Origin of the sequence: Pseudomonas lactis (assembly GCF_001439845.1) — a bacterium.
Lineage (GTDB): Bacteria > Pseudomonadota > Gammaproteobacteria > Pseudomonadales > Pseudomonadaceae > Aquipseudomonas > Aquipseudomonas lactis.
Genome location: NZ_JYLO01000001.1, coordinates 164,909 through 184,583 on the forward strand (window position 1 = coordinate 164,909; position 19,675 = coordinate 184,583).

Below are 19,675 nucleotides of genomic sequence, written 5' to 3' on the forward strand. Positions count from 1 at the left end.
ACGCGTACTCAGCGCTTGTTCAACACCCGCGCCAAGCGGTCCCCGCTTAGTTGGATCACCGCCACCAGCACCACCAGCAGCACAATCACCGTGAGCATGATCTGCGTATCGAAGCGCTGGTAGCCGTAGCGGTAGGCAATATCGCCCAGGCCACCGGCACCGATCGCCCCGGCCATGGCCGATGAGTTGATCATGGTCACCAGGGTGATGGTGAAGCCGCCGACGATGCCGGGCAGCGCCTCTGGCAACAGCACATGCCAGATGATGTGCCAGCGGCGGCAACCCATGGCCTGAGCGGCTTCGATCAGGCCATGGTCGACCTCGCGCAGGCTCACTTCGGCGATGCGCGCAAAGAACGGTGTGGCGGCGATGGTCAGCGGTACCACTGCCGCCCAGACGCCATAGGTGGTGCCGACGATCAGGCGCGTGAACGGGATGAGCGCCACCATCAGGATCAGGAACGGTATGGAGCGGAACAGATTCACGAACGCTCCCAGCACGCGGTTAAGGGCCGGTGCCTGGTAGATGCCGCCCTTGTCACTGGTGACTAGGAACACTGCCAGCGGGATGCCCACCAGCAGCGCGATCAGCGACGACACCCCCACCATCAACAAGGTGTCGATGGCGCCCTGCACTAAACGATCAAACCACATAGCCCAGCACCTCCACCTGTTGTGCCCAGTTCGCCGCGCGTTTGCGCAGTTCTTCGCCGTTGTGCGGCGATGCATTCACTGCCAGCAGCAGTTGCCCCAAGGCATGCCCCTGGATGCGTTCCACGCCCCCATGCAGTAAACGCACGCGGCCGCCGAGGGCACTGAACAGCGCCGCGAGGTCTGGCTCCAGGGTGTCGCTGCCGGTGAACTGCAGGCGCAGCACCAGTGCGGCGTCGGCCGAGGCTGGCGTGGGTTGCAGGCGGCTTTGCAACTCTGGCGGCAAGCCGTGTTGCAGCGGTGCGAGCAGGGTCTTGCTGACCTCATGTTGCGGATCGCCAAACACCTGCCATACCGGGCCTTGCTCGACGATACGCCCGTGTTCGAGCACCACCACGCGGTCGCAGATGTCGCGGATCACCGCCATCTCATGGGTGATCAGCACGATGGTCAGGCCCAGGCGTTGGTTGATCTCGCGCAGCAGGCCGAGGATCGACTGGGTGGTTTCCGGGTCGAGGGCCGAGGTGGCTTCGTCGCACAGCAGAATCTCGGGGTCGTGCACCAGCGCGCGGGCGATGCCGACGCGCTGCTTTTGCCCGCCGGACAGCTGCGCCGGGTACGCTTTGTGTTTGTCTTGCAGGCCTACCAGTTCCAGCAGTTGATGCACCTTTCGCGAGCGTTGTGCCTGGGGCACGCCAGCGACCTTGAGCGGCAACTCGACGTTCTGCCACACGGTCTTGGCCGACATCAGATTGAAGTGCTGGAAGATCATGCCGATGCGCCGCCTTAGCGCCACCAGGTGGTCTTCATCGAAGCTGCCGATGTCCACCTGGTCGATCAGCACCCGCCCGCTGCTGGGTTGTTCCAGACGGTTGATGGTGCGGATCAGCGACGACTTGCCGGCGCCGCTGCGGCCGATGATGCCGAACACTTCGCCACGCTGGATCGCCAGGTCAATGCCTTGCAGCGCATGCACCGTGCCGTCATAGGTCTTGCCCAGATTGATGAAGCGCACATGGGCGCGGTTCAAGTCCGGGTGCAGTTCAGTCTGTTCGGCGTGGCTGGGCGCGTGCTCCAGGTCACGCAAGCGGGCGTTGGCGGCACTCATGGTTTAGCTTCCCAGCCGACCTGGTAGAGCTTGCCCAGGGACTTGTCCAGGGCAGCGCGCACTACAGGCGAGTGCTGGTAGATATCGACGAACTTGATCACCCGTGGGTCGGTTTTGCTTTTGGGCTGGATGACGAACTGAATCACGTATTCCGGGTGGTCGAGGCCGTCGAACAACAGCGCCGACTCGGCATCGAAGGTCTTGGACAGGCGGATATACGCCGGGTAGCCCTGCACCAGATCGGCGTCGTCATAGGCGCGCACCAGTTGCACGGCTTCCACTTGCAGGATCTTGATGTTTTTCGGGTTGGCGACGATGTCTTCCTCGGTGGCCTTGTAGCCCACACCCGGCTTGAGGGTGATCAGCCCGGCCTTGGCCAGCAGTTGCAGGCCGCGACCGCTGTTGATCGGGTCGTTGGCAATCGCCACGCTGGCGCCTGCGGGCAGCTCGTTGAAGCTCTTGTACTTTTTCGAGTACAGCCCGACGTTGTTGATGATCCCTGGCGCGTACGGCACCAGGTCAAACCCGGCGGCGGCCTTGGCGTTTTCCAGGAAGGGGATGTGCTGAAAGTAGTTCACGTCAATATCGCCGGCGGCGAGGCTGACGTTGGGCGCGATCCAGTCGGTGAACTCCACCAGTTCGACCTTCAGGCCCTGCTTGCCGGCTTCTTCTACGGCGGCTTCCAGCGGAATGGCGAAGGCGGCGGTGGTGCCGATTTTCAGCGGGGCGTCGGCGGCGAATACCGCCGAGCTGAATAAGCCGAAGGCCAGGGCCAGTACTTTGACTGGGTGGTTTAAGAATGTCTTTTTCATAGTGGTTTTCCAGTCATAAGGTCTTAGATAGCGAGATCGTTCCCACGCTCCGCGTGGTAATGCAGCCAGGGACGCTCCGCGTCCCAAAAGCGAACGCAGAGCGTCCAGGAGGCATTCCCACGCGGAGCGTGGGAACGATCAAACAACGTGGCGGTAGGTAGAGCCGGTGTGTTGCTTGGGTAAGCGGGCCGTGTCGTGGAAGACTTTTTCCCGCAGCGTTCCCGGCGCATATTCGGTCTTGTACGAGCCCCGTCGTTGTAACTCCGGTATCACCAGCTCAATGAAATCCACATAGCTCTCCGGCGTCACAATGCGCGTCAGGTTGAAACCATCCAGCCCGGTTTCGCTGATCCAGGATTCCAGCTCATCGGCCACCTGTTCAGGCGAGCCCACCAAGGTGATATAGCGCCCGCCCAAGGCGTGCTGTTCAAGCAATTTGCGCCGGGTCCAGTCGTTGTTCTGCAGGTTCTGGGTGGCCGACTGGATCGCGTTGCTTTTGACGTACTGAATCGGTTCGTCCAACGCGTACTGGGCAAAATCGATCCCGGTCGAGGCCGAGAAGTGCGCCACGCCGGCTTCCGCGCTGGCGTAGCTCAGGTACTCGGCGTGCTTGGTCCACGCCAGCTCTTCGGTGGCGCCCACGATCACGTTGAGGCCCATGAACACCTTGATGTCATCCGGGTTGCGCCCAGCCTCCACCGCGCTGGCGCGCACCTTGTCCACCTGGCGCTTGGTCGCGGCCTTGTTCTGCCCGCTGATAAACACGCACTCGGCATGCCGCCCGGCGAACAGCAAGCCGCGCTCGGAACTGCCGGCCTGGAACAGCACCGGCGTGCGCTGCGGCGAGGGCTCGCACAGGTGGTAACCCTCCACCTGATAGAACTCGCCGTGGTGCTCTACCTTGTGCACCTTGCCCGGTTGCGCATACACCCGCGCCTGGCGATCGTTGCGCACCGCGTCGTCTTCCCAGCTGCCTTCCCAGAGCTTGTACAACAACTGCAGGTATTCATCGGCCTGGTCGTAGCGCCGGTCATGCTCGACCTGTTCGGTGAGGCCCATGGCCTTGGCGGCGCTGTCGAGGTAGCCGGTGACAATGTTCCAACCCACCCGGCCGCGGCTCAGATGATCCAGCGTCGACATGCGCCGGGCGAACAGGTACGGCGGCTCGTAGGTGAGGTTGGCGGTAAGGCCGAAGCCAAGGTGCTGGGTGACGGCGGCCATGGCCGACACCAGCAGCAGCGGGTCGTTGACCGGTAGCTGGATCGACTCCTTGAGGGGCACGTCAATGGAGTCCTGATAGACGTCATACACGCCGACGATATCAGCGATGAACAAACCGTCGAACAACCCGCGCTCCAGGATCTTCGCCAGTTCAGTCCAGTATTCGAGGGTCTTGTACTCGGTCGAGTTGTCTCGTGGATGAGCCCACAAACCGTGATTGATGTGCCCGATGCAGTTCATGTTGAAAGCATTGAGCAGGATCTTTTTTTTGCTCATCAGATGGTCCCCCGCAGCGGCGGGTTTTCATCGTTGAGGTAGTAGTTGCCGACCGCATGGTATTTCCAGCGCACCGGGTCGTGCAGGGTGTGCACCCGGGCATTGCGCCAGTGGCGGTCCAGGCCATGCTCGGCCAGGGTCGCCTGGCTGCCGGCCAGTTCGAACAAGGTGCTGCCGGCTGCCAGGGAAATCTCTGTGCTCAAGGCGCGCACTTCGGCGACGGCGATGGAGGCTGCGGCGACGGTCTGGGTATTGCTGTCGGCCTGGGCGCGATCAAGGAATTCACCTGCGCGCTCCAGCAAGGCTTCGGCGGCGTGCAGGCGGCTGCTCAGGTGGCCGAAGCTCTTGAGTGTCAGCGGGTCTTCGGTGGCTTTGTCGTTGCCGGCGTCGATCCACGGGCGGGTCTTGGTGCGCACAAAATGCAAGGCGTCCTCAAAGGCTGCGCGGGCGATGCCGGTGTCGATGGCAGCGTGGAGGATCTGCGCCAGCGGGCCAACGGTGGTCGGGCGTTCGAACGCGCTCTGGAACGGCACCACGTCTTGCGCTGCGACCCACACGTTATCGAACACCACCGAACCGCTGCCGGTGGTGCGCTGGCCGAAGCCGCTCCAGTCGTCGATCACCGTCAGGCCCGCGCTGTCACGCGGCACGAAGGCCAGTTGCTGCACGCCGTTTGCATCCACCACCGAGGTGGGGATGCGCTGGGCATAGATCGCCCCGGTGGCGTAGAACTTGCGCCCGCTGATGCGAAAACCATCGCCGTCGCGGGTGAGGCTGGTGATGCGGTCATGGGCGGTCTTGGTGCCCAGTTCCGCCAAGGCGTTGCCAAAGCGTTGGCCGGCCAATACCTCGGCGTACAGGCGTTGCTGCTGTTCGGAGCTGCCGTTCACGCGCAGTACTTCGAGGGCATAGAAATGGTTTTGCGGAATCTGGCCCAACGAGCCGTCGGCCTGGGCGATCAGTGCGATGACCTTGGCCAGGGTGACGTTGGACACGCCCGCGCCGCCGTAGGCCTTGGGCACGCTGATGCCCCACAGGCCAGAGCGGGAAAACACGTCCAGTTCGGGCAATGGCAGGCGGCGTTCGCGGTCGCGTTGGGCGCTGTCACGGCGCAAGTCTTCAGCAAGGTCGCTGGCGACAATAAGCGCTTGTTCGTCGCTGGTGATGACCGCGACGGGGTGAGAAAGGGTCATGAGTTTCTCCAGAAGCTCGTGGAAAAAGTGTTCTGGTTGGTTAAATCCAGGAATGACGAGCCGGCAAGGTGCCGTTGAGTCGATAGGCGCCGATGGCGTGGTACTTCCAGCGCACCGGGTCGTGCAGGGTGTGCACCCGGGCGTTGCGCCAGTGACGGTCAAGGTTGAATTCGGCCAGGGTGGCGCGGCTGCCGGCCAGTTCGAAGAGCTTCTCGGTGACTTGTAACGCCACTTCGGTGGTCAGCACCTTGGCCTCGGCCACGGCAATCGAGGCGTGGGCGGCGGATTGCGCGGTGATCGGCGCGGCGCTGACCTGGTCCAGCACCTGGCCTGCCTTGCGCAGCAGGGCTTCGGCGGCGTGCAGTTCGATCTTCAGCTTGCCGATATCGGCGATCACATACAGGTCGTCGCTGGCTCGCTCGACCTTGGCGTCGATCCACGGGCGCGAACGCTCACGTACGAAGGCGATGGCATCGTCGAGGGCGCCCCGGGCGATGCCGGCGTCTATGGCGGCCTGGATCAGTTGCGACACGGCCCCCTGGATATTCGGGCTTTCGCCCAGGCGCCAGTTGTCGATGACCAGTTCCGGGTCCACTGCCACGCGGTCAAGCAAGACGGTGCCGCTGGCGGTAGTGCGTTGGCCAAAGCCGGACCAATCATCAACGATGCGCAGCCCTTCGCTGCCGCGACGTACAAAGGCCATGACCTGCTTGCCGTCATCGTTCAGGGCCTTGATTGCCACCCAGTGAGCGAACAGCGCGCCTGTGGAGTAGAACTTCTGGCCGCTGAGCACGTAACCGTCGCCTTCGGCCGTGAGGCGCGCCTTGAGCTCAAGGGTATTTTTGGTGCCGCGTTCCGGTCCGCCGTTGCCGATGCGCCAGCCGTCGAGCACGCTCTGGAACAGCTGCTTTTTCTGACGCTCGGTGGCGGTGCCCTGCAATACGTGCAAGATGCCGAAATGGTTCTGCGGGATCTGCCCGAGTGCCGGGTCGGCCGCGCTGATGATCGCGAAGACTTCGGCCAGGGTCACAAACGACACCTGGGGGCCGCCGTATTCACGGGGAATGGAAATACTGCCCAAGCCGCTGCGGGTGAATTGTTCGAGCTGCGCCCACGGCAGTTTGCGTTGCTGGTCGCGCTGGGCGGCCTGCGCACGCGCAGCCTGGGCCAGCTCGTGGGCGGCGCTCAGCGCCTGGGCGTCGTTGCGCAGCACCGTGGCGGGCAACAGCAGGGGGGCTACGTCCAGATCACTCTGGGGGGATGTTAGAGCCAAGTTAGACATCAGCGCCGCTCCTTGGCTGCACGCAATGCCCTGGCGTTGTGCACCGGGGTAATTCTGACCATACCGACCTCGCATTCAATGAAATAAACAGAAAAATCAGGAATGTCCGGTGGTCCGGTGCATATACCCTAAGCGTGTTAATTATTTAAATAAACTAACTTTTAGGAATATGCATAGAAGGGCTCACCCCGGTTCACAGGGTGAGCCGAAGCGACGCGGTTGATAGCCCGGGGCGGGCGAGGCTGGGCAGGGAGTAGGTGTGCAGGCGGCGATGCGCAGCGTACGGGCGGGCGCCCAGCGGGAGTTGTTACCCACGCGGTCGAGAATGCAGTAGGTGACCTCCAATCGGCAGTCGTCGCCGGCTTCGACAATGATGTGGGGCGGCACCCACACCTGCACCGCCAGGCCGACGCCCTGGGCCTGTATGCGGGGCAGGTCCAGGCGTACATCGCCCCAGCGCAAGGTGATGGCATCGCCCGTGCTCATGTTCAGGTAAGGCTCGATGGTCAGCGGAATGCCGCGCCTTACCTGGCTGCTGTTGACGCCATGGCGGCGGATCGTCTCGGGCAGGTTCACGGGCGCCAGGTTCTGGTTTTCATCGCTGCCCTCCGGGTTCAGGCGCGGCGAAGGCTGACCGCCGGGGTAGCTGGTCTTGACCCGCACCAGGGTCACCGCCGAGCGCATCGGGCCATGGCCGATCTGCAAGACCTGATAATGGACGCGTGCCGGGCCATCCTGCACAAAGCTCTGCGGTACGCACAGGTGGGTATAGGTGCCGATCTTGCAAGCCGTCACCTTACGCGAGGCAGCAAAGCAGTTGTTCCAGAACAGTTCAATCAGGTCACCTTCTTCCATGCTCGGATAGGGCGAGATATCGACCTGCAAATGGGCGGACGCCAGGGCGCTGATGCCGTTTCCAATAGCCTGGGGCAGCCTTGGGGCACGGAGCGTGGCCGGGGTTTGAGTGTGTGTCATAAGTAATCTCCTTGATGCAGCCAGCAGCAATCGTTCCGAAGCCTCGACGCACAGGCGCAAGGGGGTTCGAAAGGCACGATTCAGTCAGTAGCCGGGATGGGATCCAATCCTCAAGGCGCTAGATAAGAGGGTTGGCCAGGGAGCGTCAATGGAGGCAAAGGGCTTAACGGCGGGTTTGGAGAGATTCAGAAGGGTCTGACGGGGCGGGGGATTTTAAGGCGCTTACGACGGGGGCTTTTACGCGCTCAACCTGCAACCCCTTGTAGGAGCGAGCTTGCTCGCGAAGAACGCCCAGGCAACTCGGTCAATCTGATTCACCGCGTTATCGTTAACGTTCTTCGCGAGCAAGCTCGCTCCTACACTGGGAGGCGTCAGTGGGCGAGGAATTTGCTCAGGAACTGTTTGGTGCGTTCTTCCTTGGGGTTGGCAAATAGAGCCTTGGCATCGCCCTGTTCGACGATCACGCCCTTGTCGAAAAAGATCACCCGGTTGGCCACATCACGGGCAAAGCTCATCTCGTGAGTGACGATAACCATGGTGCGGTTTTCTTCGGCCAGGCTACGAATGGTCGCCAAAACTTCGCCCACCAGTTCCGGGTCGAGGGCCGAGGTGGGTTCGTCGAACAGGATCACCTCCGGCTCCATGGCCAATGCGCGGGCAATCGCCACACGCTGTTGCTGGCCGCCGGACAGCCGCCTCGGGTAAGACGCTTCCTTGCCCGCCAGGCCGACCCTGGCCAACAGCGTGCGCCCCAGTTCGGCCGCCGCTTCCCGTGGCATCTTCTTGACCACGATGGGGCCTTCGATGACGTTTTCCAGCGCGGTACGGTGGGGGAACAGGTTGAAGTTCTGGAACACGAAGCCCACATGCTGACGCAGACGCCGCACCAGGCCCTGTTGCTGGTTGAGCGGCCTGCTGCTGTCGATCTCGATGTCACCCACCTTGATACGGCCGCTGGTGGGCTCTTCGAGGAAGTTCAGGCAGCGCAGGAAGGTGGTCTTGCCCGAACCGCTGGGGCCGATGATGGCGACCACTTCGCCTTCCTTGACCTCAAGGTCGATGCCGTTGAGCACCACCTGACCATTGAATTGTTTGGTCAGTTTTTCAACCACGATCATGCTTCAAGACTCCAGGTCATGCCGGTTGACCCGGTCTTCCAGACGATTTTGCAGATGCGCCAGGATGCTCGCCAGGATCCAGTAGATCAGGGCCGCGGACAGATACATGGTGAAGATTTCGAAGGTACGTGCCGACACCAGTTGGGCCTGGCGGAACAGCTCGGGCACCTGGATGGTGGCGGCCAGCGCCGTGTCCTTGACCAGCGAAATAAAGCTGTTGCCCAAAGGTGGCAACGCCGTGCGCATCGCCTGGGGCAGGATGGCCCGGCGCAACGTTTGCGCTCGGGTCATACCGATACTGGCAGCGGCTTCCCACTGGCCACGCTCGATGGAGGCGATGGCGGCCCGCAGGATTTCACAGGCATAGGCGGCCATGTTCAGCGAAAAGCCGATCATGGCGGCCGGGATCGGGTCCAGCTCGATGCCCACTTGCGGCAAGCCGTAGTAGATCAGGAACAGCTGCACCAGCAACGGCGTGCCGCGAAAGAACGACACGTAGACCCGGGCCGTCCAGCTCAAGAGCTTGAAGCGCGACAGGCGCATCAAGGCCAGGCCGAAGCCCAGCAGCAGGCCGAAAAACATCCCGCCCAGACTGAGGATTACCGTGTAATACGCGCCCTTGAGCAGAAAGGGCGCGGAGTCCAGCGCGAGTTGGAAACCTGCTTCCATTATTGCGTGACGTCAGCGTTGAAGTACTTCTCGGACAGCGTCTTCAAGGTGCCGTCGGCGCGCAGTTTGTCCAGAGCCTTGTTCACCGCGTCGAGCAATTCAGGCTCGCCTTTGCGCAGGGCGATACCGGATTCCTGACGGGAGAAGGCGTCGCCGGCAGCGGCGGTGTCGGGGGCTTTCTTGGCGTATTCCAGGGCGGCCAGGCGGTCGATCAGGATGGCGTCGATGCGGCCGATACGCAGGTCTTGGAACTTGGTCGGGTCGTCGTTGTAGGTCTTGATAATAGCTTTAGGCTGGTTGTCCTTGAGCCATTGTTCGTAGTTGGTGCCCAGGCCCACACCGACTTTCTTGCCGGCCAGGTCGTCGGCTTTCTTGATCGAGTCGACGTTCTTTTTCAGCACCAGCGCCTGGATGCCGGACACGGTGTAAGGCTTGGAGAAATCGTATTTTTTCTTGCGCTCTTCGGAGATGGTTACCTGGTTGACCACAGCGTCCAGGCGCTTGGATTCCAGCGCGGCGAGGATGCCGTCCCATGGCGTGGCTTGCAGCTTGACCTTCACGCCCAGCTCCTTGGCCAGCGCCTCGGACAGTTCCACTTCAAAACCGCTGAGCTTGCCGCTTTCATCGACGAAGCTGAACGGAGGGTAGGTGCCTTCCAGGCCGATCTTGATCTCGCCGGCCTTCTTGATAGTGTTCAACTGCTCGCCGGCAACCGCCTGGCCCAGCCAGCCAGCGCCAAGCGCCAGGCCCAAAGTGCCAACCAACAGCGTGCGACGAAATGCAGAAATAGTCATGGAGAGCCCCTGTGTTTTTATGGTGAGCGAAGCAGGTGACGCGGTAGTCGTATCCTGCCCTAAAGTGCGAAGCGCGTCTTCGCCTTCGGCGCGATGATAAGACGGGTTTTTAAGTCTTGAAAATAATAAAAATAGAATTTCATATTCTTTTTGGAAATATGTACGGCTTGTGTAGGAGCTGGCTTGCCTGCGATTGCAGTGTGTCAGTGCCAAGTTTCTGGCTGACCCACCGCAATCGCAGGCAAGCCAGCTCCCACATCGACCGTATTTAATCAGTTGAAAACTGAGTCATAAGCAAACAACGCCGGCGCCCCACCGGTGTGCAGGAAAATAATCGGCCCCTCTTCAAAGCGCTGGCGCCCGATGCCGTCGAGCAAACCGGCCATGGCCTTGCCGGTATACACCGGGTCCAGCAACAGACCTTCCTGGCTGGCCAAAAGTTTGATCGCCGATAGGGTGCCAGCGTTTGGCTCGCCATAACGCGGCCCGAAATACTCGTCCCACAGGGTCACCTTAAAGGCTTCGGGAATAGCCACACCGAGCAACTCGGCGGTGCGTTCGGCCAGGCCCTGCACCTTGGGTAATTGCGCTTGCTCGGTGCGCGACACCGTGATGCCGATCACCGGCAACTGCGGCAATGCTTCGCTCAAGGCCAGGGCCAGGCCGCTGTGGGTGCCGGCGCTGCCAGAGGCAAGCACAACCGCGGCGAATTGGATGCCGCTGTCTTCAATCTGCGCGGCCAACTCCAGCCCGGCGCGCACGTAACCCAACGCGCCGAGGGCATTGGAGCCGCCGATAGGCACCAGGTACGGCTTCTTGCCGTTGCTGCGCAGGCGGTCGGCGAGGGCGTTGAGTTGGTCGTCGACGTTGTCGAGGTTTTCCACCAGTTCCACTTTGGCGTCGAACAGCTCCAGCAGCAGGCGATTGCCGTTGCCAAGGTAGTTGGGGTCGTCGGTGCCGGTAGGGTTTTCCAGCAGGGCAACACAGCCCAGGCCGAGCTTGGCGGCGAGCGCGGCGGTCTGGCGCACATGGTTGGACTGGATCGCGCCAGCGGTGACCAAGGTGTCGGCGCCCTGGGCAAGCGCGTCGGCGGCCAGGTATTCGAGTTTGCGCAGCTTGTTGCCGCCCATGGCCAGCGGCGTGGTGTCATCGCGTTTGACGTAGATGTCCCTGCCCAGCCAGGCCGACAGCCGCTCGAGTTTTTCCAGGGCGGTGGCATTGCCCAGTAGTTCCAGGCGGTCAAAACGGGCGAGCTGTTGTTTGATCATGGTTACGCACGGTGGCTGAGTGATGGGGGGACTATAGGCAGGCACTTTTCATCGGGCAACCGTCAATCGCTTATGCCGAAAGGTTCTTATGCTCACACCATTGGTTCTTAAGAGCTGCCTGGGTGCATACCGTAAAGTGATGGCCATTTCGTCAGGAGTGAATACCGTGAGTGAGCGTTCCAGTCATTGGCAATTGCAGACCATCGTCAGCCAGCTGCGCGGCGCCCGCGACCAGTGGCGAACGCGCAATGGGCGCTTGAGTGGCGAGCATGGTGGCCGCGAGTTGCCGTCCCGCGAGGCGGTGGCACAGATTCTTGAGGCCTTGTGCGGCGCCCTGTTTCCGATGCGCCTGGGCCCGGCGGACCTGCGCGAAGAAAGCGAAGACTTCTACGTGGGCCACACCCTCGACGTCGCGCTCAACGCCTTGCTCGCCCAGGCGCGCCTGGAGTTACGCTATGCCGCGCGCCAGAGCGGTGAGGACGACAGCGAAGTCAACGCCCACGCAATTCGCCTGATCCAGGATTTCGCCCTGGCCTTGCCATCCTTGCGCAGCCTGCTGGACACCGACGTACTGGCCGCCTACCACGGCGACCCGGCCGCACGCAGTGTGGATGAGGTGCTGTTGTGCTACCCGGGCATCCTGGCGGTGATCCACCATCGCCTGGCCCATCACCTGTACCGTGCCGGCCTGCCGCTGTTGGCGCGGATCAGTGCAGAAATCGCCCACTCGGCCACCGGCATTGATATCCACCCCGGCGCACAGATCGGCCCGAGTTTCTTTATCGACCACGGCACGGGCGTGGTGATTGGCGAGACGGCGATCATCGGCGAGCGCGTGCGCATCTACCAGGCCGTGACACTGGGGGCCAAACGCTTTCCGGCGGATGAAGATGGGCAATTGCAGAAAGGCCACCCGCGTCACCCCATTGTTGAAGATGATGTGGTGATCTACGCCGGGGCGACGATCCTGGGGCGGATCACCATTGGCCAGGGTTCGACCATTGGCGGCAATGTGTGGCTGACCCGCAGCGTGCCGGCCGGGGCGAATATCACTCAGGCGAACTTGCAGCATGATGATGGGGCGCAGAAGTAATACCTGAGTAGACACCCATCAGTGTGGGAGCTGGCTTGCCTGCGATAGCGGTGTATCAGTCAAAGGAAGGGCGGCTGACCCACCGCTATCGCAGGCAAGCCAGCTCCCACATTTAGAATGTATTTCAACGTGGGGTCGCTGAACGATTTGCCTCCTTCATCCGTCATACCAATCCCTGAGCTAGTGTAGGAAACACCTACCACTCAGCCCCGAGATTAGTCCCAGACCGCCTATTCATGTTTAACTTGAACGTTCGTTCAAGTTAAACCGGTGGTTCGCTGCCCGCTCACAACAGGAGGCTTACCTTTGCTGAGTCCGTTTTTTACAGCCATATCCCGCAACCTTGAGGTGCATCGTTCATGAGTGCATCGTCCACCCCTTCCAGCGGCATGGTGCGCATGAATGCGCCCGTTTTCTACTTTGCCGCGACCGTCATCCTGCTGTTTGGCATCACTGTCATCGCTATCCCGCAACAGGCCGGTGCCTGGTTGCTGGCGGCGCAAAACTGGGCGGCCAACACGGTCGGCTGGTACTACATGCTGGCGATGACCCTGTATCTGGTCTTCGTGGTGGTCACCGCGCTATCGGGCTACGGCAAGATAAAACTCGGTGCCGACCACGACGAGCCCGAATTCAGTTACCTGTCCTGGGCCGGCATGTTGTTCGCCGCCGGGATCAGCATCACGCTGTTTTTCTTTTGCGTCTCGGAGCCGCTGACGCACTTGGTGCAGCCGCCCCAGGGCGAAGCAATGAACGCCGATGCGGCGCGCCAGGCCATGCAGGTGTTGTTCCTGCATTGGGGCCTGCATGGCTGGGGCGTGTTCGCGTTTGTCGGCATGGCCCTGGCGTATTTCGCTTACCGGCATAACCTGCCGCTGGCGTTGCGCTCGGCGCTGTACCCGCTGATCGGCAAGCGCATCAATGGCCCTATCGGTTACGCGGTGGATGGCTTTGGCATCATTGCCACGGTGTTCGGCCTGGGTGCCGACATGGGCTTTGGCGTGCTGCACCTCAACTCTGGCCTGGACTACCTGTTTGGCATTGCCCATACCCAGTGGATCCAGGTGGGCCTGATTACGTTGATGATGGGCGCGGCGATCATCGTGGCCGTGGCCGGCGTCGACAAGGGCGTGCGGGTGATGTCCGACATCAACATGCTGCTGGCCTGTGCGCTGCTGCTGTTCGTGTTGTTCGCCGGGCCTACCCAGCACCTGCTCAACACCTTGATCCAGAACATCGGTGACTATTTGGGCGCGTTGCCCACCAAGAGTTTTGATGTGTACGCCTACAACGAGCCGAGCGACTGGCTGGGCGGCTGGACGGTGTTCTATTGGGCCTGGTGGATCGCATGGTCGCCGTTCGTGGGCCTGTTTATCGCGCGCATTTCCCGTGGCCGCACCATCCGCGAATTCGTGTTTGGCGTGCTGCTGATTCCGCTGGGCTTCACCCTGGCGTGGATGTCGATCTTCGGTAACAGCGCCATCGATCAGGTGCTCAACCATGGCATGGCAGCACTGGGCCAGTCGGCGATCGATGACCCATCGATGAGCCTCTACCTGCTGCTGGAAACCTACCCGTGGAGCAAGACCGTGATCGCGGTCACGGTGTTCATCAGCTTTGTGTTCTTCGTGACCTCGGCTGACTCCGGCACTGTGGTGCTCTCCACCCTGTCGTCCAAAGGCGGCAACGCTGACGAAGACGGGCCGAAGTGGCTGCGTGTGTTCTGGGGCGCGATGACCGCCTTGGTCACCAGTGCGTTGCTGTTCGCCGGCAGTATCGACTCGCTCAAGTCGGCGGTGGTACTGACCTCGCTGCCGTTCTCGCTGATCCTGCTGCTGATGATATGGGGGTTGCACAAGGCGTTCTACCTGGAGTCGCAAAAGCAGATTGCGCAGTTGCATTCCCTGGCGCCGATCTCCGCTTCGCGCAAAGGCCGAGGTGGCTGGCGCCAGCGTTTGAGCCAGGCGGTGCATTTCCCATCCCGCGATGAGGTATACCGTTTCCTCGACACCACGGTGCGCCCGGCGATTGAGGAAGTGACCGCAGTGTTTGTCGAGAAGGGCCTTACGGTGGTGACCCAGCCCGACCCGTCCAACGACAGCGTCAGCCTCGAAATTGGCCATGGCGAAGAACGCCCGTTCATCTACCAGGTGCAGATGCGTGGCTACTTCACACCGTCGTTCGCCTTGGGCGGCATTGGCAAGAAAGAGATCAACAACCGCCGCTACTATCGGGCCGAAGTGCACTTGAGTGAGGGCAGCCAGGACTATGACCTGGTGGGCTACACCAAAGAGCAGATCATCAATGACATCCTCGACCAGTACGAGCGCCATCTGCAGTTCTTGCACATGGTGCGCTGATAGCGTTCCTCTCAAGTAGGTCTTTGCTGTAAAAGGAAGACGCAGACTTAAGCGATTCAGCTGCTTAAAAGGCCCGGGAATATGCCTATTCCCGGGCCTTATTTGCCCTAGATCAAGAGAGGATTCGATGACGTACATTGCTGCCGAAAACCGCTATGAATCTATTCCTTATCGCCGCGTAGGCCGCAGTGGACTGGTGCTGCCGGCACTGTCCCTGGGGTTGTGGCACAACTTTGGCGACAGCACCCCGATCGACACCCAGCGCGCTTTGCTGCGCACCGCGTTCGACCTGGGTATCAACCACTTCGACCTGGCCAACAACTACGGCCCGCCCTACGGCAGCGCCGAGATCAATTTCGGTCGGTTGCTGCGCGAAGACTTCAAGCACTATCGCGACGAGTTGATCATCTCCAGCAAAGCCGGGTGGGACATGTGGCCCGGCCCTTACGGCCAGGGTGGCGGGTCGCGTAAATACTTATTGGCGAGCCTGGACCAGAGCCTGCAACGCCTGGGCGTCGATTATGTAGATATTTTCTACTCGCACCGCTTCGACCCCGACACGCCCCTGGAAGAGACCGCCAGCGCCCTGGCCACTGCCGTGCAACAAGGCAAGGCGTTGTACATCGGTATCTCGTCTTACTCCGGGGTTAAAACCCGCGAAATCGCAGCGTTGCTCAACGAGTGGAAAGTGCCGTTGTTGATCCACCAGCCGGCCTACAACCTGCTCAACCGTTGGGTGGAAAAAGACCTGCTGGACACCACTGAAGAACTCGGCGCCGGGGTGATCGCCTTCACGCCGCTGGCCCAGGGTTTGTTGACCGATAAATACCTCAACGGCGTACCGGCCGATGCGCGGGTGAACCGTCCGGGTGGTGGCTCGTTGCAGGCCCAGCACCTGTCCGAAGCCAACATCGCCCATGTACGCGGCCTGAATGAAATCGCCAAGCGCCGTGGCCAGAGCCTGGCCCAGTTGGCGTTGGCGTGGACATTACGTGATCCACGGGTAACCAGTGCGCTGATCGGCGCGAGCCGGCCGGAGCAGATTATCGAAAACGTCGGGGCGTTGAAGAACTTGAGCTTCAGTGCGCAAGAACTGGCGGAGATTGATCGGTTTGCGCAGGAAGGTGGGATCAACCTGTGGGAAAAACCGTCCACTGCTGAATAACCTTACACCACTGGTTGATCGTTCCCACGCTCTGCGTGGGAATGCAGCCCCGGACGCTCGGCGTCCGCTTTAAAGTCGTGACGCAGAGCGTCACAGGAGGCGTTCCCACGCAGAGCGTGGGAACGATCTGTCGCCAAGCGTCAGAACGGCACATCCCCAAGAATCGTCGCCCGGTGCATCACCCGCCGCTGCGGCCGGTAGTCATCCACGGCGTAATGCTGGGTAACGCGGTTATCCCAGAACGCCACGTCATTCTCCTGCCAGCGCCAGCGAATGGTGAATTCCGGGCGGGTGGCGTGGGTGAACAGCAGCTTGAGAATGGCCTCGCTTTCGGCCGGTTCCAGTTCATTGATTCGAGTGGTGAAGCCGTCGCTGACGAACAGCGATTTACGCCCACTCACCGGGTGCGTGCGCACGACCGGGTGCGATAGCGGCGGGTTTTTCTTGCGGGTTGCTTCCCAGCGCACAAGGTCTTCGGCGGTGTTGCCAAAGCGCTCCAGCGGGAACGACTTGGTGAAATCGTGTGTGGCGGTGAGGCCATCGAGCAAGCGCTTCAACGGCTCGGACAACGCCTCATACGCCGCAATCCCACTCGCCCACAAGGTATCGCCGCCGAAGGCTGGCAGCAGCTTGGCGCTGAGCACAGCGCCCAGGGCCGGCGTGGGCAGGAAGGTCACGTCGGTATGCCACACCGCGTTATCACGCACATCCGTGACGGCGGTGTCGAGGATCAGCACTTCGGGCTGTTCCGGCACGTTGGGGTAGATCGGGTGGATGTGCAGGTCGCCAAAGTTTGCCGCGAACCGTGCCTGTTGCGCAGGGGTGATCGGCTGGTCACGGAAGAACAGCACCGAATAATCGAGCAACGCCTGTTCAATGGCCTCGCGCTGTTCGGGGTTCAGCGGCTGGGTGATATCGACGCCACTGATCTGGGCGCCCAGGGCGGTACTTAATGGGGTAACGGTCAGGCTGCTCATTGTAGATTCTTCACTCAGTGTGCCTGGCCATGCCAGGGCACTAATTTACGCTGCAGGGCGCGCAGGCCCATTTCCATGGCGAAGGCGATCAGGGCGATCACCAGGATCCCCAGCACCACCACATCAGTGACCAGAAACTGCGCCGCCGACTGCACCATGAAGCCCAGGCCACTGGTGGCGGCAATCAACTCGGCCGCCACCAGAGTCGACCAGCCCACGCCCAGGCCGATGCGCACACCGGTGAGGATATCGGGCAGGGCGCTGGGCAGGATCACATGGCGAATCAGTTGTGCGCGGGTGGCGCCCAGCGACTGCGCAGCCCGCAGCTTGGCGGGGTCGACGGTGCGCACCCCGGTTGCGGTCGCGATGGCGATCGGGGCGAAAATTGCCAGGTAAATCAGCAGCACCTTGGACAGCTCGCCAATGCCGCACCAGATCACGATCAGCGGCAGGTAGGCCAGCGGCGGAATTGGCCGGTAGAACTCGATCAACGGATCGAAAATGCCTCGGGCAATGCGGTTGGCACCGATGGCAATCCCCACCGGCACGGCGGTCAGCACCGCAAAGCCCAGGCCCAGGCCGATGCGGCTCAGGCTAGCTCCCAGGTGCTGCCACAAGGTGGAATCCATGTAGCCGGTGGTCGCCAGCAGCCAGCCTTTTTGCAACACGGCGGACGGTGGCGGCAGGAACAAAGGTTCGATCAAACCGGTGGCGGTCACCGCCCACCACAAGGCAAGCAGAGCGACCAGGGTCAGTACGCTGATCCAGCGCGTGCTCAGGCTGCGGCGTACCGGGATAACGGCAGGTGCCACCGGCTTGTTGGCCGTGGCGGGAAGTTCGTAGCTGCTCATGCGTACACCTGCCTTTGGGAGAACACTTTGCCCAGCACGTGTTCGCGGGTTTCGATAAAGCGTGGGTCGGACTTGATGGCGCGGGCCGATTCTCCGGCGGCATACCGTTGGCCGAAGTCCAGCTGCAACCGCTCAACGATCTGGCCGGGGTTGGGCGCGAGCAAGATCAGGTCGGTGGCGAGAAATACCGCCTCTTCAATGTCGTGGGTAATCAGGAACACCGGCTTGGCCGTGCGCCGCCACACTTGCAGCAGCAACTCCTGCATCTGTTCACGGGTGAAGGCATCCAGGGCGCCGAAGGGTTCGTCCATCAGTAATACGCGAGGGTCGGCCGCCAAGGCGCGGGCAAGGCCGACGCGCTGTTTCTGGCCGCCGGAGAGTTGCCAGATGCGCCGGCTGTCAAAGCCGGCCAGGTCCACCAGTGCGAGCATTTCACGGGCGCGCACATCGCGCTGCGCCTTGGGCACGCCGGCCAGTTCCAGGCCGAAAGCCACATTGGCCAGCACGTCCTGCCAGGGCAGCAGGGCGTCGTCCTGAAACACCACGCCGCGCTCGGCACTGGGGCCTTTGACCGGCACGCCATCAAGGGTGATACGCCCGGCAGACGGTTCGACGAAGCCGGCAATCAGGTTCAACAACGACGTCTTGCCACTGCCGGAGGGGCCAAGGGCAACCAGCAATTGCTGGGGCCCAAGCTCCAGTGAAATATCGGACAGTACCGGTTCCGGGGCGCCTGGGTACTGTGCGCTGATGCGCTCCAGTTGTAGCAAGGCCATCGCAGTGAACTCCTGGGTCAGTTGGTGATGAACTTGGCGCTGACGTAAGGGGCGTAGTCGGGCAGCACGGCATCGACCTTGCCCTGTTCCTTGAGGAACGCAGCGGTGTCGGTGACAGCCTTGGTGGTCGGCGCGCCCAACAGGGTTACCTGGTCGGCGGCCAACGGGTAGACGTTGCCTTGCAGCAGCAAGGGGATGTCGCTGGCCTTGGCGCCGGAGAGTTTCACCAGTTTGTCGACGTTGCCGGTATCGGAAAGCCAGGCTTGTGGGTTTTTGCGGTAGGCGGCGTAGGCATCCAGAGTGACTTTGGCGAAGGCGGTGACGATCTCTGGGTGCTTCTCGGCAAAATCCTTGCGCACGATCCATGCATCGAACGTCGGCGCGCCGAACTTGGCCAGTTCGCCGGAGGTAATCAGCACCTTGCCGGTTTCTTTGGCCACCCCCAGAGCGGGGTCCCACACGTAGGTGGCGTCGATATCACCACGCTTCCAGGCGGCGATGATGGCCGGCGGGGCGAGGTTGAGGATGGTGACTTTGGCCGGGTCGATGCTCCAGTGTTTCAGGGCGGCGAGCAGGCTGTAGTGCCCGGTGGAAACGAAGGGCACAGCGATTTTTTTGCCGACCAGATCCTCAGGGCTGTTGATCCCCGAACCGTTACGGGCCACCAGGGCTTCGGCGCCACCGATCTGGGTGGCGACGAGGAAAGTTTGCACCGGGACTTTGCGGGTTATTGCGGCAGTCAGTGGGCTGGAACCGAGATAGCCGATCTGCACGTCGCCGGACGCGATGGCGGCGATGATGTCGGCGCCATTGTCGAATTTACGCCAGTCGATCTTGGCGTTGGTGGCCTTTTCATAGGCGCCGTCGGCTTGGGCGACTTTGGCCGGGTCTACGGTGGTCTGGTACGCAATGGTCACATCCGCCGCCTGGGCAAACAGGCTGGCACCGGCCAGGGACAATGCGGCCAACAGGCGCAGAGGGGTCAGCAGTTTCAAGGGGAAGCTCCTCAATCAGGCGGCCGAGGGTCGGCGCGTGAGGAGACTAAATGATCTAAGAACTCGAAAATAAATAACTTTTTCGAATTAGC

The 19,675-nt window shown here is 61.7% G+C and carries 18 protein-coding genes; 3 read left to right on the plus strand and 15 right to left on the minus strand.

The features are described 5' to 3' along the window. Positions 1 to 8: 8 nt before the first annotated feature. From TX24_RS00640 to TX24_RS00690, 11 genes are all read right to left on the minus strand, one after another. Positions 9 to 653 (minus strand): methionine ABC transporter permease, encoded by a 645-nt coding sequence (locus tag TX24_RS00640; RefSeq protein ID WP_003187635.1) that lies wholly within the window; start codon positions 651 to 653, stop codon positions 9 to 11. Further along, positions 643 to 1,758 (minus strand): methionine ABC transporter ATP-binding protein, encoded by a 1,116-nt coding sequence (locus TX24_RS00645; RefSeq protein WP_057709533.1) that lies wholly within the window; start codon positions 1,756 to 1,758, stop codon positions 643 to 645. The genes TX24_RS00640 and TX24_RS00645 overlap by 11 nt, the downstream gene beginning before the upstream one ends. Further along, the gene (locus tag TX24_RS00650; protein ID WP_057709534.1) at positions 1,755 to 2,570 is read right to left on the minus strand and encodes a MetQ/NlpA family ABC transporter substrate-binding protein; all 816 of its coding nucleotides are present in this window, start codon (positions 2,568 to 2,570) and stop codon (positions 1,755 to 1,757) included. Before TX24_RS00650 ends, TX24_RS00645 begins: the two co-directional genes overlap by 4 nt. A gap of 138 nt (positions 2,571 to 2,708) precedes the next feature. Continuing rightward, positions 2,709 to 4,067, minus strand: coding sequence for an LLM class flavin-dependent oxidoreductase (locus TX24_RS00655; RefSeq protein WP_057709535.1), 1,359 nt, complete (start codon positions 4,065 to 4,067; stop codon positions 2,709 to 2,711). Next, positions 4,067 to 5,260, minus strand: a complete 1,194-nt coding sequence (locus TX24_RS00660) for an SfnB family sulfur acquisition oxidoreductase (RefSeq protein WP_003187639.1) — start codon at positions 5,258 to 5,260, stop codon at positions 4,067 to 4,069. Before TX24_RS00660 ends, TX24_RS00655 begins: the two co-directional genes overlap by 1 nt. A 40-nt stretch (positions 5,261 to 5,300) precedes the next feature. Beyond that, complete coding sequence (locus tag TX24_RS00665) at positions 5,301 to 6,542, minus strand: SfnB family sulfur acquisition oxidoreductase (protein ID WP_003187640.1); 1,242 nt, start codon at positions 6,540 to 6,542, stop codon at positions 5,301 to 5,303. Between the two features lie 183 nt (positions 6,543 to 6,725). Beyond that, the gene (locus tag TX24_RS00670) at positions 6,726 to 7,517 is read right to left on the minus strand and encodes a hypothetical protein (RefSeq protein ID WP_034135361.1); all 792 of its coding nucleotides are present in this window, start codon (positions 7,515 to 7,517) and stop codon (positions 6,726 to 6,728) included. 371 nt (positions 7,518 to 7,888) lie between these two features. After that, entirely contained in the window at positions 7,889 to 8,635 is a 747-nt protein-coding gene (tcyN, locus tag TX24_RS00675) for an L-cystine ABC transporter ATP-binding protein TcyN (protein WP_034135360.1), read from the minus strand. A gap of 3 nt (positions 8,636 to 8,638) precedes the next feature. Then, positions 8,639 to 9,304, minus strand: a complete 666-nt coding sequence (gene tcyL, locus TX24_RS00680) for a cystine ABC transporter permease (RefSeq protein ID WP_003187646.1) — start codon at positions 9,302 to 9,304, stop codon at positions 8,639 to 8,641. Further along, positions 9,304 to 10,098: a cystine ABC transporter substrate-binding protein gene (gene tcyJ / locus TX24_RS00685; protein ID WP_014716462.1), complete on the minus strand. Its 795-nt coding sequence runs from the start codon at positions 10,096 to 10,098 to the stop codon at positions 9,304 to 9,306. The genes tcyL and tcyJ overlap by 1 nt, the downstream gene beginning before the upstream one ends. Positions 10,099 to 10,370: 272 nt before the next feature. Then, entirely contained in the window at positions 10,371 to 11,366 is a 996-nt protein-coding gene (locus TX24_RS00690; protein WP_003187648.1) for a D-cysteine desulfhydrase, read from the minus strand. A 166-nt stretch (positions 11,367 to 11,532) separates the two neighbouring features. Here TX24_RS00690 and epsC point away from each other — a divergent pair, with 166 nt between their 5' ends. The 3 genes from epsC to mgrA all read left to right on the plus strand — a co-directional run bounded on the left by epsC (position 11,533) and on the right by mgrA (position 15,984). Further along, positions 11,533 to 12,459: a serine O-acetyltransferase EpsC gene (gene epsC / locus TX24_RS00695; RefSeq protein WP_014716464.1), complete on the plus strand. Its 927-nt coding sequence runs from the start codon at positions 11,533 to 11,535 to the stop codon at positions 12,457 to 12,459. Positions 12,460 to 12,857: 398 nt separating this feature from the next. Continuing rightward, positions 12,858 to 14,819 (plus strand): choline transporter BetT, encoded by a 1,962-nt coding sequence (gene betT, locus TX24_RS00700; protein WP_169878728.1) that lies wholly within the window; start codon positions 12,858 to 12,860, stop codon positions 14,817 to 14,819. A 127-nt stretch (positions 14,820 to 14,946) separates the two neighbouring features. After that, positions 14,947 to 15,984 carry an L-glyceraldehyde 3-phosphate reductase gene (gene mgrA, locus TX24_RS00705; protein ID WP_057709537.1) on the plus strand — a complete coding sequence of 346 codons (1,038 nt, stop codon included), beginning with the start codon at positions 14,947 to 14,949 and terminating at the stop codon, positions 15,982 to 15,984. Positions 15,985 to 16,124: 140 nt separating this feature from the next. Here the strand turns inward: mgrA and tauD are convergent, their stop codons facing one another. From tauD to tauA, 4 genes are read right to left on the minus strand one after another with little or no spacing between them, the layout of a single operon-like run. Next, complete coding sequence (gene tauD, locus TX24_RS00710; RefSeq protein WP_057709538.1) at positions 16,125 to 16,961, minus strand: taurine dioxygenase; 837 nt, start codon at positions 16,959 to 16,961, stop codon at positions 16,125 to 16,127. Between the two features lie 14 nt (positions 16,962 to 16,975). After that, complete coding sequence (tauC, locus tag TX24_RS00715) at positions 16,976 to 17,812, minus strand: taurine ABC transporter permease TauC (RefSeq protein ID WP_003187657.1); 837 nt, start codon at positions 17,810 to 17,812, stop codon at positions 16,976 to 16,978. Further along, positions 17,809 to 18,588: a taurine ABC transporter ATP-binding subunit gene (gene tauB / locus TX24_RS00720; protein ID WP_003187659.1), complete on the minus strand. Its 780-nt coding sequence runs from the start codon at positions 18,586 to 18,588 to the stop codon at positions 17,809 to 17,811. Before tauB ends, tauC begins: the two co-directional genes overlap by 4 nt. Positions 18,589 to 18,605: 17 nt before the next feature. Beyond that, a complete protein-coding gene (gene tauA, locus TX24_RS00725; protein ID WP_057709539.1) occupies positions 18,606 to 19,583 on the minus strand; it encodes a taurine ABC transporter substrate-binding protein in 978 nt (325 codons plus the stop codon). Positions 19,584 to 19,675: the final 92 nt, after the last annotated feature.

What these genes read in the sequence shown, in the direction of transcription:
- TX24_RS00640 (WP_003187635.1), bottom strand. Translation starts at nt 653, where the DNA reads ATGTGGTTTGATCGTTTAGTGCAGGGCGCCATCGACACCTTGTTGATG.
- TX24_RS00645 (WP_057709533.1), bottom strand. Translation starts at nt 1,758, where the DNA reads ATGAGTGCCGCCAACGCCCGCTTGCGTGACCTGGAGCACGCGCCCAGC.
- TX24_RS00650 (WP_057709534.1), bottom strand. Translation starts at nt 2,570, where the DNA reads ATGAAAAAGACATTCTTAAACCACCCAGTCAAAGTACTGGCCCTGGCC.
- TX24_RS00655 (WP_057709535.1), bottom strand. Translation starts at nt 4,067, where the DNA reads ATGAGCAAAAAAAAGATCCTGCTCAATGCTTTCAACATGAACTGCATC.
- TX24_RS00660 (WP_003187639.1), bottom strand. Translation starts at nt 5,260, where the DNA reads ATGACCCTTTCTCACCCCGTCGCGGTCATCACCAGCGACGAACAAGCG.
- TX24_RS00665 (WP_003187640.1), bottom strand. Translation starts at nt 6,542, where the DNA reads ATGTCTAACTTGGCTCTAACATCCCCCCAGAGTGATCTGGACGTAGCC.
- TX24_RS00670 (WP_034135361.1), bottom strand. Translation starts at nt 7,517, where the DNA reads ATGACACACACTCAAACCCCGGCCACGCTCCGTGCCCCAAGGCTGCCC.
- tcyN (WP_034135360.1), bottom strand. Translation starts at nt 8,635, where the DNA reads ATGATCGTGGTTGAAAAACTGACCAAACAATTCAATGGTCAGGTGGTG.
- tcyL (WP_003187646.1), bottom strand. Translation starts at nt 9,304, where the DNA reads ATGGAAGCAGGTTTCCAACTCGCGCTGGACTCCGCGCCCTTTCTGCTC.
- tcyJ (WP_014716462.1), bottom strand. Translation starts at nt 10,098, where the DNA reads ATGACTATTTCTGCATTTCGTCGCACGCTGTTGGTTGGCACTTTGGGC.
- TX24_RS00690 (WP_003187648.1), bottom strand. Translation starts at nt 11,366, where the DNA reads ATGATCAAACAACAGCTCGCCCGTTTTGACCGCCTGGAACTACTGGGC.
- betT (WP_169878728.1), top strand. Translation starts at nt 12,858, where the DNA reads ATGAATGCGCCCGTTTTCTACTTTGCCGCGACCGTCATCCTGCTGTTT.
- mgrA (WP_057709537.1), top strand. Translation starts at nt 14,947, where the DNA reads ATGACGTACATTGCTGCCGAAAACCGCTATGAATCTATTCCTTATCGC.
- tauD (WP_057709538.1), bottom strand. Translation starts at nt 16,961, where the DNA reads ATGAGCAGCCTGACCGTTACCCCATTAAGTACCGCCCTGGGCGCCCAG.
- tauC (WP_003187657.1), bottom strand. Translation starts at nt 17,812, where the DNA reads ATGAGCAGCTACGAACTTCCCGCCACGGCCAACAAGCCGGTGGCACCT.
- tauB (WP_003187659.1), bottom strand. Translation starts at nt 18,588, where the DNA reads ATGGCCTTGCTACAACTGGAGCGCATCAGCGCACAGTACCCAGGCGCC.